Source organism: Maritimibacter harenae (assembly GCF_009882975.1).
GTDB lineage: Bacteria > Pseudomonadota > Alphaproteobacteria > Rhodobacterales > Rhodobacteraceae > Maritimibacter > Maritimibacter harenae.
The window spans coordinates 402,980-416,932 of the sequence record NZ_WTUX01000017.1 but is presented as its reverse complement, the minus strand read 5'-3'; the positions used below and the strand labels follow the sequence as shown (position 1 = coordinate 416,932).

General features: G+C 65.6%; 18 protein-coding genes and 1 pseudogene. All 19 read left to right on the top strand.

Going from position 1 to position 13,953, the window contains the following annotated elements; translation table 11 throughout:
• Positions 1-14 precede the first annotated feature (14 nt).
• Positions 15-224, top strand: coding sequence for a hypothetical protein (locus GQE99_RS14535; protein ID WP_161352349.1), 210 nt, complete (start codon positions 15-17; stop codon positions 222-224).
• A gap of 212 nt (positions 225-436) precedes the next feature.
• On the top strand, positions 437-763 hold the full coding sequence (locus GQE99_RS14530; RefSeq protein ID WP_161352348.1) for an HNH endonuclease: 327 nt from the start codon (positions 437-439) through the stop codon (positions 761-763).
• Positions 764-975: 212 nt separating this feature from the next.
• Positions 976-1,458, top strand: a complete 483-nt coding sequence (locus GQE99_RS14525) for a phage terminase small subunit P27 family (RefSeq protein WP_161352347.1) — start codon at positions 976-978, stop codon at positions 1,456-1,458.
• Positions 1,421-3,190: a terminase large subunit gene (locus tag GQE99_RS14520; protein ID WP_202530816.1), complete on the top strand. Its 1,770-nt coding sequence runs from the start codon at positions 1,421-1,423 to the stop codon at positions 3,188-3,190. Before GQE99_RS14525 ends, GQE99_RS14520 begins: the two co-directional genes overlap by 38 nt.
• Complete coding sequence (locus GQE99_RS14515) at positions 3,190-4,410, top strand: phage portal protein (RefSeq protein WP_161352346.1); 1,221 nt, start codon at positions 3,190-3,192, stop codon at positions 4,408-4,410. The genes GQE99_RS14520 and GQE99_RS14515 overlap by 1 nt, the downstream gene beginning before the upstream one ends.
• Before the next feature lie 3 nt (positions 4,411-4,413).
• Positions 4,414-5,013, top strand: coding sequence for an HK97 family phage prohead protease (locus GQE99_RS14510; RefSeq protein ID WP_161352345.1), 600 nt, complete (start codon positions 4,414-4,416; stop codon positions 5,011-5,013).
• Positions 5,014-5,080: 67 nt separating this feature from the next.
• Positions 5,081-6,370, top strand: a complete 1,290-nt coding sequence (locus GQE99_RS14505; protein WP_161352344.1) for a phage major capsid protein — start codon at positions 5,081-5,083, stop codon at positions 6,368-6,370.
• Between the two features lie 63 nt (positions 6,371-6,433).
• A complete protein-coding gene (locus GQE99_RS21310) occupies positions 6,434-6,637 on the top strand; it encodes a hypothetical protein (RefSeq protein ID WP_202530814.1) in 204 nt (67 codons plus the stop codon).
• Between the two features lie 13 nt (positions 6,638-6,650).
• Positions 6,651-7,220 (top strand): head-tail connector protein, encoded by a 570-nt coding sequence (locus GQE99_RS14500; protein WP_161352343.1) that lies wholly within the window; start codon positions 6,651-6,653, stop codon positions 7,218-7,220.
• A 52-nt stretch (positions 7,221-7,272) separates the two neighbouring features.
• The gene (locus tag GQE99_RS14495; protein WP_161352342.1) at positions 7,273-7,599 is read left to right on the top strand and encodes a hypothetical protein; all 327 of its coding nucleotides are present in this window, start codon (positions 7,273-7,275) and stop codon (positions 7,597-7,599) included.
• Positions 7,599-7,928 carry a phage head closure protein gene (locus tag GQE99_RS14490; RefSeq protein WP_161352341.1) on the top strand — a complete coding sequence of 110 codons (330 nt, stop codon included), beginning with the start codon at positions 7,599-7,601 and terminating at the stop codon, positions 7,926-7,928. Before GQE99_RS14495 ends, GQE99_RS14490 begins: the two co-directional genes overlap by 1 nt.
• Positions 7,925-8,416 (top strand): HK97-gp10 family putative phage morphogenesis protein, encoded by a 492-nt coding sequence (locus GQE99_RS14485; protein WP_328794129.1) that lies wholly within the window; start codon positions 7,925-7,927, stop codon positions 8,414-8,416. Before GQE99_RS14490 ends, GQE99_RS14485 begins: the two co-directional genes overlap by 4 nt.
• A 3-nt stretch (positions 8,417-8,419) precedes the next feature.
• Entirely contained in the window at positions 8,420-8,788 is a 369-nt protein-coding gene (gene gp17 / locus GQE99_RS14480) for a tail completion protein gp17 (RefSeq protein WP_161352339.1), read from the top strand.
• Between the two features lie 2 nt (positions 8,789-8,790).
• On the top strand, positions 8,791-9,216 hold the full coding sequence (locus GQE99_RS14475; RefSeq protein WP_161352338.1) for a phage tail tube protein: 426 nt from the start codon (positions 8,791-8,793) through the stop codon (positions 9,214-9,216).
• 24 nt (positions 9,217-9,240) lie between these two features.
• Positions 9,241-9,582: a hypothetical protein gene (locus tag GQE99_RS14470; RefSeq protein WP_161352337.1), complete on the top strand. Its 342-nt coding sequence runs from the start codon at positions 9,241-9,243 to the stop codon at positions 9,580-9,582.
• 14 nt (positions 9,583-9,596) lie between these two features.
• Positions 9,597-9,914 (top strand): annotated as a pseudogene (locus tag GQE99_RS14465) (hypothetical protein); the annotation flags it as partial.
• Positions 9,915-11,951, top strand: a complete 2,037-nt coding sequence (locus GQE99_RS14460) for a phage tail tape measure protein (RefSeq protein WP_161352335.1) — start codon at positions 9,915-9,917, stop codon at positions 11,949-11,951.
• A complete protein-coding gene (locus GQE99_RS14455) occupies positions 11,944-13,089 on the top strand; it encodes a hypothetical protein (protein ID WP_161352334.1) in 1,146 nt (381 codons plus the stop codon). Before GQE99_RS14460 ends, GQE99_RS14455 begins: the two co-directional genes overlap by 8 nt.
• Positions 13,086-13,952 carry a phage BR0599 family protein gene (locus GQE99_RS21870; RefSeq protein ID WP_161352333.1) on the top strand — a complete coding sequence of 289 codons (867 nt, stop codon included), beginning with the start codon at positions 13,086-13,088 and terminating at the stop codon, positions 13,950-13,952. Before GQE99_RS14455 ends, GQE99_RS21870 begins: the two co-directional genes overlap by 4 nt.
• Position 13,953: the final 1 nt, after the last annotated feature.

Below are 13,953 nucleotides of genomic sequence, written 5' to 3'. Positions count from 1 at the left end.
ATGAAGGGAAACCTATGACTCTGGACGAATTTGGAAGAATCCTGGGCGGGCTTGAGCCAGGGCAAGGTGCTTTCATGCGGCATAGTTCTTACGAAATGCTTTTTCCGCCCGGTGAGCCGGACCAGGGAGCCAGAGAACGCGCGTACAAGTTTGCGCGCGAGCACGGCTGCAAGATCGACAATAGCTCAGAGCAAAAGTTCATCTGGTTTTACCGCGAGAACTGATGCGAGCCTGAATTCGCTGTCTACATGTTGCGAGGCAGGGCGACATGTGGCACGGTAACGTGAACCGCCTAACAGGTGGATGCGTGCACCTGGACCGCTCCGGTCACGCGACGGCCCAAAGGGACCAAAGCTCGGGTTATAGGCAATCGCCGACCACCCGATGCGCGAAGGTCGGAAATGTGCCCCGCCGCAAGGCCGTAGCGATCCTTCCCATGGCACAATCCAACGAATACACCACACCGCGCTGGGCGCGTTTCAAGGCCGCGATCATCCGGCGGGACATGGGCGTCTGCCAGATGTGCGGTGCGGCGCTGGTCGTGGGGCGGAAGCATCATCGCTCCGCAGTCGTCGACCACATTCGCCCGGCCGTTCTCCGGCCTGATCTGTTCTACGATCCCGAGAACACGCGAGCGATCTGCAAGCGCTGCCACGACACGGACTGCCAACGCATCGAGCGCCGGCACGCAGGCGACGCTGAGGCGATTGCCCGGGCGAAGTCGAGGCAACACGACATCGGCGTCGATGGATGGCCGCTGTAGCCACGTTCGTTTCTCTTGAGCACCTTGACCGCGTTCCGCCTCCCCGGGGGGTGGTCAAGTCCCTGGAATGGTTGGACATACAACCGGCGGGGGAACCTTTTTTTCGTGCGTGCCGAAATTCGAACCGGGGGTCGAAATGGGCTCTTGGCTTGCTCGCCTGATAATCGCGCAGCGCCGGCTCTGAAAATCTGCAAAACGTGGGAGGCGATAGCATGGCGCGTGGTCGCAAGCCGAAGCCGTCGAACCTGAAGGTCGTGGCCGGAACCGAGCGCGCCGATCGACGGAATGAGAGCGAGCCGAAGCCGGAAGTGAGCCGGCCGAAGCCTCCGGTTCACCTTTCGAAGCCGGCGAAAGCTGAGTGGAATCGCGTTGTCGACCAGCTCTTCAATCTCGGCATCATGTCGGACTTGGATGTAGCTGCGCTTGCTGCCTACTGCGCCGCCTACGGCCGTTGGGTCGATGCGGAGCGCGCACTTGCCAGGATGGCTGAGGAAGATCCCGACACGCGGGGGATCATGATCACGACGGTGTCCGGGAACGCGATCCAGAACCCGCTCGTGGGGGCCGCTAACAAGGCAATGGCTGACATGGTGCGGTTTGCAGCGGAGTTCGGCATGACGCCGAGTGCACGCACGCGTATCCGCACGTCTGGTGACGATGGCAAAAAGAACCCGGCCGACAAATACTTCGGCTGACCCGGTCACCGCCTACGCGCGGTCGGTCGTCGAGGGCGAAATTGTCGCGGGGCCGCATGTGCGGGCCACCTGTGAGCGGCATCTGCGCGATCTGGAAACCGGCGCCGAGCGCGGTCTGGTCTGGGATCTGGACGCGGTTGCGCGTGTGCTGGGGTTCTTCCCTGACGTGCTCCGGCTGTCGGACGGGCAATTCGAAGGGCAGGCGTTCAACCTGCACCCGGCGCAGGCGTTCATCGTCGGCTCCGTGTTCGGGTGGAAACGGTCAGACGGGTCGCGGCGCTTTCGCCGGGCCTACATCGAGCAGGGGAAAGGGAACGGAAAGTCGCCGCTCGCGGGCGGCATCGGGCTCTACGGCTTGGTGGCCGACAGCGAGCCTGGCGCGCAGATCTATGCCGCGGCGGCGAAGATGGATCAGGCGCGCATCCTCTTCAACGACGCGGTGAACATGGTTCGCCAGTCGCCGGATCTCGAGGAGCGCATCACGCCGTCCGGTGTGAACCCGGTCAACAACCTGGCCTACCTTCGGATGGGCTCCTATTTCCGGCCGGTCGGGCGGGACACCGGGAAAACCGGCTCGGGGCTCCGGCCGCATTTCGTGCTGCTCGACGAGCTGCATGAGCATCCGAACCGCGACACGCTCGAGCTGCTCGAGCGCGGCTTCAAATTCCGGCGTCAGCCGCTGATCTTCATGATCACCAACTCGGGGTCGGATCGAAACTCGGTGTGTTGGGAGGAGCATGAGCACGCGGTGAACGTGGCGCATGGCGAGGTCGAGGACGACACGACCTTCTCCTATGTCTGCGCGCTCGATGAAGGCGACGATCCGCTCGAGGATCCGTCCTGCTGGGTGAAGGCGAACCCGCTGATCGGGGTCACGATCACCGAGCAGTATCTTGGGGACGTGGCGGCGCAGGCGCGGGCCATTCCGGGCAAGGCGAACAACATTCGGCGGCTTCACTTCTGCCAATGGACCGACGCCGAGTCCGCGTGGATCGGCCGGGACACTTGGGAGGCGTGCGAAGATCCCGACATGACGCTCGAGGATTTCGCCGGGCAGACGTGCTTCGTCGGGCTCGATCTCGGGGCCACGCGGGACATGACCGGCCGGGTCATGGTGTTCCCCGATGGCGTGGACAGCGAGAACCGGCCGAAGTTCGCTCTCTTCGCGCAGGGCTACACGCCGGGCGATACGCTGACCGAGCGGGCGCGTGAGGATCGGGCACCCTACGAGGTATGGGTCGATCAGGGCTTCCTGACCGCGACGCCGGGAAAGGTGGTGCGCTTCGACTTCGTCGCGGCCGACCTGGTCGAGCTGGCGCAGGAGTTTGAGATTGCCGCGGTCGCCTACGACAGATGGCTGATCCGCAATTTCGAGACAGCGCTCGACGAGCTGGGGGCCACGCTGCCGCTCATCGAGCACCCGCAGGGCACGAACCGGCGCAAGGACTCCCCGCTCTGGATGCCGGATTCGATCAACCAATTCGAGCAGCTCCTGCTCGAGAAGCGCATTCGGATCCAAGTGAACCCGGCGCTCCGCTCGGCGGTGGCGTCATCGACCTTTTGGGAAAGCCCGGCCGGTCTGCGGCGGTTCGAGAAGAACCGTGCGACGGCGCGCATCGACCTGGCGGTGGCATCCGCGATGGGTGTCGGCGCCGCGATCGAGCAGGCGAGCACGCCGGTCAGGCGCTCGCCGTGGGAGGATCCCGACTTCAAACTCTTGGGGGATGATTGATGCGTCTGTTCGGGCTTGAAATTCGCCGGCCGGATCGCGAGCCGGAAGAGCGCGTCGAGGCGCAATACACGCAGTCGTCGCCGCGGCTCGTGGAGGTGCTGGGCTGGGGTGAGGCGACGGCGGGCGAGAACGTGACCATCAAGTCGGCGCTCGGCGTGCCGGCGATTTGGGCGGCGGTCAATTTCCTGGCCGGGACGATGGCGTCTCTGCCGGTTCACACCTATCGACGCGATGGCGACGGCCGCGCGCGCCTGCGCACCGGCGTGGGTTCTCTCCTGACGGGCGCTGTGAACCCGGAGCTGACCAGCTTCCAGTGGCGGAAGTATCTGTTCGATCAGGTGTTCACCTCGGGTCGCGGGCTGACCTACATCGAGCGCAACAAGGCGGGCCGCGTGGCGAACCTCTGGCCGCTCGAGCCGGAGAAGGTGACGGTCAAGATGTCGGCCGGCCGCAAGAAATACCATTACGCGCGCGGCGACGGCACCGAGGTGGTCTATGCGGCCGACGAGATCATCGACCTGACCTTCATGCTCGGGTCGGACATGCTCACGGCCGTGAGCCCGCTCATGTCGAACAAGGAGACCGTTGGGCTCGCGCAGGCGGCGACGAAATACGGCGGCAAGTTTTTTGAGAATGGCGGTGTTCCGCCCTTCGCGATCGAGGGGCCATTCGAGTCGCCGGCCGGCATGCAGCGTGCCGGCGCGGATCTCGAGGAGGCGGTGAAGAAGGCCGCGAAGGAGAAGCGGCAGGCGCTGGTCCTGCCGGCGGGCCACACCATCAAGTCGCTGGGCGTCGATCCCGATAAGGCGCAGATGGTCGAGCTGCAGCAGTTCCTCATCGAGCAGATTGCGCGGATCTTCTCGCTGCCTCCGACCTTTCTGCAGGATCTGTCGAAGGGCACCTATTCGAACACCGAGCAGCAGGATCTCCATTTCGTGAAGCACACGCTGCGGCGGTGGGTCACGCAATTTGAGCAGGAGCTGAACCTGAAGCTGTTGGGCCGCACCTCCCAGCTCTTCATCGAGGTCAACCTCGACGGCCTTCTGCGCGGCGACTTCAAGACCCGGATGGATGGCTACGCCAGTGGCATCCAGAACGGCGTTCTCAAACCGAACGAGGCGCGTCAGCGCGAGAACCTGGCGCCCGATCCGGTCGGGAACGATCTCATGATTCAGGGGGCGACGGTGCCGATCGGCAAGCAACCTAAAGCGCAGGAGTGAAACATGGATTTTGAAATCCGGGCGGGTGTTCCCGTCGAAATCCGCGAGGCCGATGACGGCGGCGCGATCAAGGTCGAAGGCTACGCGGCGGTGTTCGGCGAAGAGGCCGATATCGGCGGGTTCTTCCGCGAAGTGATCCAGCCGGGCGCCTTCGACGGCGCGCTCTCCGAGAGCGATGTGCCGTTCCTCATCAACCACGATGGTCTGCCACTCGCGCGCACCGGGTCGGGCACGCTCGATCTCTCGATCGACGAGCGGGGGCTGAAAATCGCGACCGAGCTGGATCCCGACGATCCCGATGTTCAGTCGATCGTCGGCAAGATGCGCCGGGGCGATCTGGACAAGATGTCGTTCGCCTTCACGGTCGCGCGGCAGGAGTGGGACGAGACCGGGGAGACGCCGCTGCGCAAGATCCTCGAGTTCGACCGGATCTTCGACGTCTCGATCGTGACCGAGCCGGCCTACAAGGGCACCGAGATCGGGCTTCGCAGCCTCGAGGCGCATCGCAAAGCCGAGCGCGCCGAAAATGGAATGGCCGCATATGCCGAGCGTGTTCGCCGGCGCATGCGCATGAACCTCGCTCTTCGCGAGCGGGAGGGCTGACGGCACCGCGCCGCGCCTCAAACGAGCCGCCTCCGGGCGGAATTTTTCACGAAATCGGAGACAGATCATGTCGAAAATTAAGGAGCTGCGTGAGCGGCAGGCGCGGATTCTCGAGAATGCGCGCGCGAAGCGTGACGAGGTCACGGACGAAACCCCGGAAGAGCGCGCGGCGGAAATCGACCGCGAGTTCGACCGGATGATGGCCGACTACGACAAGCTCGGGTCGGAAATCGAGCGCGAGCTGAAGCTGCAGCGCGCGCAGGCCGAGCTCGAGGAGGTCGATGAACGTCGCCGGCCGTCCTACGAGGGCGAGCAGCGCGGCGGCGAGCAGCCGGAAGGTATCGATTACCGCGAGGCGTTTCAGGAGTATCTCCGGGCGCAGGGCAATGTCGGTGCCATGTCGGCCGAGGCGCGTTCGGTGCTCGAGCGCGGCTATCAGAAGGTCGACGTGGACAAGGAGAAGCGGGCGCAGACCACCACGGCCGCGGCCGGTGGGTACTCCATCCCCGAGACCATGCTGCAACGTGTCGTCGAGACGATGGCTGCGTTCGGGCCGATGTATGACGACAACGGGCCGTTCACCGTCATCCCGACCGATGGCGGCAACCCGATGCCGTTCCCGACCGTGGACGACACCGCGGGCACCGCGGTTGCCCACACCGAGGGGGCCACGCTCACCGATGATGGTGGGTCGGACGTGACCTTCGGCGAGAAGGTGCTCAACGCCTATGCGTTCGATACCGAGTGGCTGCGTGTCTCCAAGGAGCTCGCGGACGACTCGTTCCTCGCGCTCGAGCGCTTCATCGGTAAGCTTCTCGGCAAGCGTCTGGCGCGCCTGGCGAACGCCAAGCTCACCACGGGCTCGGGCTCGAGCGATGTCGAGGGCATCGCGGCTGCGGCCGTCGCGGGCAAGGTCGCCGCGGCGAACAACGCGATCACCTATGACGAGATCCTCGATCTCGAGCATTCGGTGAACCGGGCCTACCGCACCAACAACCCGAGCGTCGGCTACATGCTGTCCGACCAGACCGCACTGGCGGTGCGGAAGCTGAAGGATGGTGATGGCAACTACCTGTGGCAGGCCGGCAATGTGCAGGCGGGGATCCCGGCGACCATCAACGGCCGCCCCTACTGGATCAACGACGACATGGCCGATCTCACTTCGGGTGTTAGCTCCAAGGTCATGCTCTTCGGCGACATGTCCAACTTCTACGTGCGCAAGGTCGGCCAGCCGCTGATCGGCGCCATTCAGGACAAGGACTTCTGGCCGGGCTTCGGCATCGCGGGCTACATCCGTTTCGACGGTGCGCTCGCCGATACCGCGGCCGTCAAGGCGCTGGCTCTGGCCGCTGCCTAATCCTCGGCTTCCTGGCGAGCCGGCTTCGGTCGGCTCGCTTCTTAAGCCGACGAGGAGAGCACCATGAAAGTGAAACTGTTGATTGCGCGCGCAAGCGCGGACGGCGCGCAGAACCGCGGCGAGGTGGTCGATGTGCCCGACGCGACCGCGAAGCGGATGATCGAGGCGCAGCAGGCGGTGCCGGTGCGCGGCGAGCCGCGCGAAAAGGCCGTGCCGAAGAAGAAGGCCGAGAAGCGCAGCGCGGCGGCGGCGAAGAAGGCCGACTGATATGTGGGAGGGCGTGAGCGTCATCAGCAAGCCGACCGAGCGGCCGATTTCGCTTGCGTCGATGAAGGCGCATCTGCGTGTGCGCCACGATGAGGAGGACACCTATATCGAGGGGCTCGTCGATGCCGCGGTCGGCATGATCGACGGGCCGGGCGGTATCGGTGTCGCGCTGATGGAGCAGACCTGGCGCCGGTCCTTCGATCGGATCGAGGACGTGGTGAAGCTGCCCGGCGCGCCGGTGAAGTCGATCGCCGAGGTCGGCTACATCGACCGGGATGGTGTGACGCAGACCTTCGCGGCCGCGAATTACGAGCTCGATGCCAATGCCGAGCCGGCGCGGGTGTGGCCAGTGAACGCGTGGCCGGTGGTGAAGGACCGGCCGGGCGCGATCTGGATCGATTACGTGCTCGGCGAGGCGGCTTCCGCGGCCGTTGATGCGACGCTTCTGCAGGCCGTCAGGATGCTCGTCGGGCATTGGTATGAAAACCGCGAGGCGGTGATCGTTGGCACCAGTGCCGCGTCGGTGCCGATCGGGGTCGATCTCATCTTGCGCTCGCACCGCCGTGGGGTGGTGGGCGCCTGAACCTTGGGCATCATGAAAGGACTTCGCTATGCCGAGCATTACTGCAACTGACATGAGCGGCGCGGGCGCCGCGGCCGTGAACGAGACCACGCTCGATGGCTCGACCGACGCGCTGACCTACAACGCGGCCAAGGATCCGCTTCTCGTCCTGGCGAACAGCACCGGCGGCGCGCTGACGCCGACGATCACCGGCGACGAAGCCAGCTCGATCAACGTGTCGGGCGTCGGCGCGGTGGATCTGTCGGGCGGCTTCTCGGTCGGCTCGATCGCGGACGGCGAGGTGGTGGCGATACCGCTGCGCTCGATCGAGGAATACCTCGCCGGCGCCGTCACCATTTCCGGCGGCACCGGGATCGTCGCCCAGCTCTTGGAGTTCTGATGCGCCTCGAGGCGGGCAAAATGGATCGCCTGCTGACCATCCAGCGCGCGTCAGTCGCGCTGGATGGCTACGGGGGCGAGAAGTATCAGTGGTCCGACCTGGCGGTGGTGTGGGCCGATGTGCGCGAGATCTCCGACGAGGAGCGCTGGCGCGCGGGCCAAGTGGGCGTGCAGGTCAAGTTCCGGGCGCTCATCCGATGGCAACCGACGCTGTGGGATCTCTCGACCAAAGACCGGGTGAAGATCGGCAGCACGGTCTACGCGATCTTCGGGGTCAAGGAGATTGATCGGAGCCGGGCGTTCGAGATCACGGCCGGGCAACCATCGTGAAGGCCGGCTTCAAGGTCGAGGGCCTTCGGGAGTTCGACCGGGCTTTGAAGGAAATGAAGACGAGCACCGCGCGGGGCGTCGCGCGGCGCTCCATGAAAAAGGCATTCGAGCCGTTCGTTGCGGCCGCGAAGAGCGCGGCGCCGGTCGGCTTCACCGGCGAGCTCTCGGAGAACATCGCTGTCGGCACAAAGCTGACGCAGAACCAGCGCCGCGAGCTGCGCGGGTCTGTGTCGCGGTCGGTGACGCAGATGTATGCGGGGGCCACCAAGGAGGCGCCGCACGCGCATCTGGTCGAGTTCGGCACCGGGCCGCGCTGGCAGAAATCCACCGGGCGGTATGTCGGCGAAATGCCGGCCAACCCGTTCATGCGCCGATCGTGGGAGGCCACGAAGGGGCGCGTCCTGGCGAAGCTGTCCAAGCAGCTCGGCGAAGAGCTCGAGAAGGCAGCGGCGCGCGCCGCGCGCAAGGCGGCGAAGGCGAGGGGCTAACTCATGGAACAACTCGTTCGGGCGCGGCTCGCCGCGCAGACCGGCGTGCCTGTCGCGTGGGGTCAATCGGCACGCGCGGACGAGGCGCCGCGGGTCGTGCTGCTGACCATCGCGGGGTCGGTGGATTACCACATGGGCGGCGCGTCGGGGATGAAGGAGGCGCGCGTGCAGGCCGTCTCCTACGGCAATTCCTACGGCGAAGCGAAATCCACGGCGGGGTCGGTCGAGGCCGCGCTCTCCGGGTGGCGTTCCTTGCCCGTTATCGAGGGCGCCTTTCTCGTGTCGGAGGTCGATCTGCCTCCTGACACATCGATGGGCGAGTCGCTGTTCCGCGTCTCGCTCGACTTTCGGATCATCTATCAGGAGACCTAAAGATGGGACAAATCGGCTACGGTGCGTCGATCAGCTGCTCGGACACGGATCTGGCAAGCCCCGACGCGAACAGCATCGGCGAGGTGGTGAACATCACGCCGCCTTCGCCCACGCGCGATATCATCGACGTGACCCACATGGGCTCGCCCAACACGGCGCGCGAGTTCATCGTCGGGCTGATCGACTACGGCGAGTGCCAGTTCGAGATCAACTGGAACCCGCAGAACGCGACCGACTCGCTCCTGCAGGGCATCGGCGTCGAGGATCTGCCGCGCGACTACAAGCTGACGTTTGCGCTCACCGGCGGCGGCACGGCGACCTGCACCTTCCGGGGCTACCTCACCGGCTATGAGCGCTCGGCTCCGGTCGACGACAAGATGGCCGCGACGGTCACGCTCAAGGTCACCGGCGCGCCGGTCTGGGCCTAATTCTAACCAAGGGAGGCACCTCACATGCGTGGAGGCATTGAATTTCGGGCGCTGGGCGAGCTGCGGACGCTGCGCTTCTCGATCAACGCGATCTGCCGGATCGAGGAATCGACCGGCAAGCCGATTGCCGAGCTGGCTAACATCGGCGCGAACGCGAAACTGCAGGACATTCGCGCGATGTTTTGGGGCGCGCTCGAGCCGCAGGTCACGGTCGAAGAGGCGGGCGAGATCATGGACGAGCTCGGGCTCAATCGGTCGGCCGAATTGATCGGGGAGGCGTTTGAGAAGGCGTTTCCCGAGGAGGCGGACGAGGCCGGTTCGGGCAAGGGCAGCACCGGAAAAAAGAAGAAGGGAGCGGGGGCCTAGTCGATTGGCCGTCGCTCCTGCGGCAGTGGGTGGCGCTGGGGCTGGATCCAGACCTGTTCTGGCGCTGCGTGCCGCGCGAGCTTGAGGTGATTTCCGGCGGCGCGATGGATCGGATCGAGGCGGATGCGGAGCTGGAGAAGCTCTTGGTCTACTCGAGCGGGGTGCTGGTGCAGCACGCCATCGCGTCGAACCTCTCCAAGAAGGCGAAATTCCCGCGCTACCGGGAGTTCTTCCGCGACCGCGAGAAGCAGTCGCCGGAGGACATGCTGCGCGCGATGAAGGGCTACACCGCGTCCATCGAGGCCGTGGAGAAGAGACGGAAGGGTGGCTAAATGGCAGCGGTGATTGGTGCTCTGCGCGCGGTGATGAGCCTCGATTCCGCGGCTTTCGAGCGCGGGCTTTCGAAGGCTCAGAAGCGGGTCGCGGATTTCCAGAAGAAGATCGACCGGATGGGCCAGCGGATGCAGCGTGCCGGCGCGCTCATGACGGCCGGCATCACCGCGCCGATCGCCGGCCTTTCCGCGCTTGCGGTGAAATCGACGGACTCTCTGATCGAGCTCGAGAACCTGGCGCGGGTCGCCGGCGTGACCACGCAGAAGTTCAAGGTGCTTGAGCTCACGGCGGGCCAGTTCGGCATCGAGCAGGACAAGCTGGCCGATATCCTTAAGGACGTGAACGACAAATTCGGCGATTACTTCCAGACCGGCGCCGGGCCGCTGGCCGATTTCTTCGAGAACATCGCGCCGAAGATCGGCATCACGGCCGACGCGTTCAAAGGGCTTTCCTCCGACGAGGCGCTGGGCCTCTATATCCGGTCGCTCGAGAAGGCGGGCGTGTCCCAGCAGGAGATGACCTTCTACATGGAGGCGCTCGCCTCCGACGCCACGCTCCTGCTGCCCATGTTCCAGAAGAACGGCGCGGCGATCGAGGAAATGGCGAAGAAGGCCGAAGAGCTGGGCTTGGTGCTGGACGGGGACACCATCCGGGCCGCGCGCAAGAGCCGCGAAGAGTTCGCGCTCGTCGCCGAGATCCTGAAGACCAAGCTGCAGGCGTCGCTCGCGCAGCTCCTGCCGGCGTTCACGCAGCTCGCATCTGCGGCGCTGCCGGCGCTGACCAAGCTGTCGGAGGGAATCGCCAACCTGGCCGAGTGGTTCACCGGGCTCAATCCGAAGACCCAGCGGTTCGTCGCGATCGGAACGGCGCTCGCGGCCGCGCTCGGGCCGGTGGTGCTCGGGCTGGGTCTGGTCGTGTCGGCGATGGCGCCGTTGCTGGCGATCCTCGGCGCGATCCTGTCGCCCATCGGGCTCGTCGTCGCGGCTGTCGCTGCGCTCGCCGGCGGAGCCTACCTGATCTACCAGAATTGGGAAACGGTCGGGCCGTGGTTCGCGGAGAAGTGGGAGCAGATCAAGACGATCACCGCGGAGAAGTGGGAACAGATCAAGGTCGTGATCGCCGAAAAGATGGGCCAATGGCGCGAGACGCTGGCGATGAAATGGCAGGAGATCAAGGCGTCGTTCGCCCAATGGACACAGGACATGCTGCAGCTCGGCCATGATCTGGTCCAGCGGGTGATCGATGGGCTGCAGCAGAAGTGGGCCGAAGCGCGCGAGGCGGTCACGCAGCTCGGCCGCAACATCGCCGAAGGGATCCGGTCGGGCGTGCAGTCGGGCTGGGAGGCGGTGAAGAACGCCGGGTCCAGCCTCGTCGACGCGGTGCGCGGTGGGTTCAGCGCGAAGGCCGAGATCCAGTCGCCGTCGCGGCTGTTCATGCGCCTGGCCGATTACATCGTCGACGGCGTGGTCAACGGTCTGGATCAGGGCGCGGGCAAGCTGCGCGCGGCTTCGACGCGCATGTCGGATGCGATCGCGATCGACCCGAACAAGGCGGTCAACGGTCTGGATCAGGTGAGCGGCGCCGTCGAGAAAACCGCGGGCAAGGTCAACAGCCTGGCGCAGCAGATCGGTTCGACGCTGGCCTCGACCTTCTCGAGCTGGATCAAGGACGCGATCAAGGGTACCTTCAATCTCCGCGACGCTCTGGCGGATCTGGCGGGCCAGATCGGTGGCATGCTCATCGACAAGGCGATTTCCGGTCTGATGGGCGGGATCTTCCCGGGCTTCGCGACCGGCACGAGCTACGCGCCCGGCGGCATGGCCGTTGTCGGCGAGCGCGGCCCGGAGCTGGTCAACCTGCCACGCGGTTCGCAGGTGGTGCCGAACCATGAGGTCGGCGAAACGCTGGGCGGCATGGCGCCCAAGATCGTGAACGTGTTGGATCCGGGCGTGGTCGGCGACTACCTGGCGACCGAGCCGGGCGAGCGGCTCATCATCAACACCATCCGGCGCAACCGGGATCTGCTCAATGCCTGAAGTCTGGCCGTTCTTCCCGAGCACCGACATCAAGGAGACGCTCGCGTGGCTCACCGATGTGCGGATCACGCCGCAGGGCGAGATGCGCGACTCGCTGCGCGATGGCCGGCAGAAGCTGGCGCTTTCCTTCTCCGTGGACGACCAGCAGCGGGCGCGGGCGCTCGAGCTCCTGCGCTCCAACATCCTTGGCGACTGGTATCTGCCGTTCTGGCCGGATCGGACGCTTATCGCTGGCGAGCTCGCCGCGACCGATACCTCGATCGCGGTGAACACCGACGCGGATTATCGCGCCGGCGGCTATGCGCTGGCGCTGCTGGACGACGAGAGCTTCGCGCTCCTGCAGGTCGACACGGTCGGCTCGGGGGTCATCAACCTGGCGGCGCCGGTCGGGGTGACGCTTACGGGCAGCGCTGTGCAGCCGGTGGTGGTGGCGCCGGCGCGGGTGGCTTACCTGCCGGCCGGGCTGAAGGAGTCGCGGGCGTTCCGGGGCTATTCCACGCTGACCGGCGAGTTCGCGCTGCGCGACCAGATTGATCTTGGGGGCCACAGCTATCCGTCGCATGACTCGTTGCCGGTGCTGACCGATCCGGTGGTCGTGACGCAGCCGGTGTCGGGCGGCATGTCGCAGGGCGTCCAGCTCGTCGACAACGGCTTCGGGCCGGTGGTCATGGAATCGGTGCGCGACGTGGTGGAGGAGAAGTCGATGCTCTACTTCGTCGACAACACGATCGCGGATCGCTGGGAGCGTCGTAAGTGGCTGCACCATCTGCGCGGCCGGGATGGCGCCTTCTGGATGCCGAGCGGCGCACGCGACTTGGTGCTGGCCGCGGCCGTCGCCGATACCGACACCGAGCTTCTCGTCGATCCGATCGTCGACGATGCCAATGTCGCGGATCTCGTCGGCCGGCATCTGCAGATCGACTATGGCGCCGGGCTCCTGCATCGCGAGGTGACCGCGGCCGCGGTTTCCGGGTTCAACCACAGCCTGACGATCGCGGCGCCGGGCGTCGCGCTGGGCGCCGACGCGGTGGTGTCGTTGATGGTGAAGTCGCGCCTCGATGCCGACCAGCTGACCGTCAACCATGAGGCGGGCTTCATTTCGCGGGTGTCGGCGCCGGTTGTGGAGGTGGTCGCGTGAGCTATTCGTCGTTTCTCTCCCTGATCAGCGGCAAGCGGCCGCTCTGGCTCTACAAGATCGTGCTCGGGTCGCAGACCGCTTTCCTGGCGTCGCGCGCGACCGACTTCGACCTGCCGCACAGCGACTTTTTCGACCTGGGGCCGGATCTCTTCGCGAACGAGGGGTTCTTCCAGCAGACCTACACCGCGTCGCCGGTGCGCCACTCGCGGATCCCGGTGTCGGCGCGCATCGATCGAAACGATGTGGATCTGGTGTTCCCGCTCTCCGATGCCTTCGCGCGTAACTATCTCGGCTCGATCGGGATCGTGGAGAACAGCGTGACCATCTGGCATGGCTTCGAAGGCGACGGCGAGTTCGTGGTGAAATTCCGCGGCCGGGTGATGGGCGTGAAGCCCGAGCAGACCACCATCACGCTCGCCTGCGAGAACGGGCTGACCAGCATGCGCCGGAAGGGTCTGTCGGCGATTATGCAGCGGCCGTGCCGGCATGCGGTCTACCACACCGGCTGCGGGCTCAATATCGCGGATTTCGAGGTGTCTGGCACCGCGACCGCGATTTCCGGGGCCACGGTCACGGTCGCCGAGGCGGCGAGCCAAGCGGACGGGTATTACACCGGCGGGGTGCTCACCTTCAATGGCGCCCGGCAGATGGTCGCAAAGCATGTGGGCTCGTCGCTCACGCTGATCGGCGCGCTGCCCGGGCTCGAGGGCGAGATCTCCGAGTGGGGCTCTGCGGACGTGCAGATCGCGCCCGGCTGCGATCTTTCCCTGGCGACGTGCGAGTTGCGGTTCTCCAACACCGACAACTACGGCGGGTTCCCGTGGATGAGCGAAAACCCGTTTGACGGCCGCGCTCTGTGGTGAG

Bases quoted from the DNA above. Each gene is read 5' to 3' on its own strand.
- GQE99_RS14535 (WP_161352349.1), top strand. From the start codon at position 15: ATGACTCTGGACGAATTTGGAAGAATCCTGGGCGGGCTTGAGCCAGGG.
- GQE99_RS14530 (WP_161352348.1), top strand. From the start codon at position 437: ATGGCACAATCCAACGAATACACCACACCGCGCTGGGCGCGTTTCAAG.
- GQE99_RS14525 (WP_161352347.1), top strand. From the start codon at position 976: ATGGCGCGTGGTCGCAAGCCGAAGCCGTCGAACCTGAAGGTCGTGGCC.
- GQE99_RS14520 (WP_202530816.1), top strand. From the start codon at position 1,421: ATGGCAAAAAGAACCCGGCCGACAAATACTTCGGCTGACCCGGTCACC.
- GQE99_RS14515 (WP_161352346.1), top strand. From the start codon at position 3,190: ATGCGTCTGTTCGGGCTTGAAATTCGCCGGCCGGATCGCGAGCCGGAA.
- GQE99_RS14510 (WP_161352345.1), top strand. From the start codon at position 4,414: ATGGATTTTGAAATCCGGGCGGGTGTTCCCGTCGAAATCCGCGAGGCC.
- GQE99_RS14505 (WP_161352344.1), top strand. From the start codon at position 5,081: ATGTCGAAAATTAAGGAGCTGCGTGAGCGGCAGGCGCGGATTCTCGAG.
- GQE99_RS21310 (WP_202530814.1), top strand. From the start codon at position 6,434: ATGAAAGTGAAACTGTTGATTGCGCGCGCAAGCGCGGACGGCGCGCAG.
- GQE99_RS14495 (WP_161352342.1), top strand. From the start codon at position 7,273: ATGAGCGGCGCGGGCGCCGCGGCCGTGAACGAGACCACGCTCGATGGC.
- GQE99_RS14490 (WP_161352341.1), top strand. From the start codon at position 7,599: ATGCGCCTCGAGGCGGGCAAAATGGATCGCCTGCTGACCATCCAGCGC.
- gp17 (WP_161352339.1), top strand. From the start codon at position 8,420: ATGGAACAACTCGTTCGGGCGCGGCTCGCCGCGCAGACCGGCGTGCCT.
- GQE99_RS14475 (WP_161352338.1), top strand. From the start codon at position 8,791: ATGGGACAAATCGGCTACGGTGCGTCGATCAGCTGCTCGGACACGGAT.
- GQE99_RS14470 (WP_161352337.1), top strand. From the start codon at position 9,241: ATGCGTGGAGGCATTGAATTTCGGGCGCTGGGCGAGCTGCGGACGCTG.
- GQE99_RS14460 (WP_161352335.1), top strand. From the start codon at position 9,915: ATGGCAGCGGTGATTGGTGCTCTGCGCGCGGTGATGAGCCTCGATTCC.
- GQE99_RS14455 (WP_161352334.1), top strand. From the start codon at position 11,944: ATGCCTGAAGTCTGGCCGTTCTTCCCGAGCACCGACATCAAGGAGACG.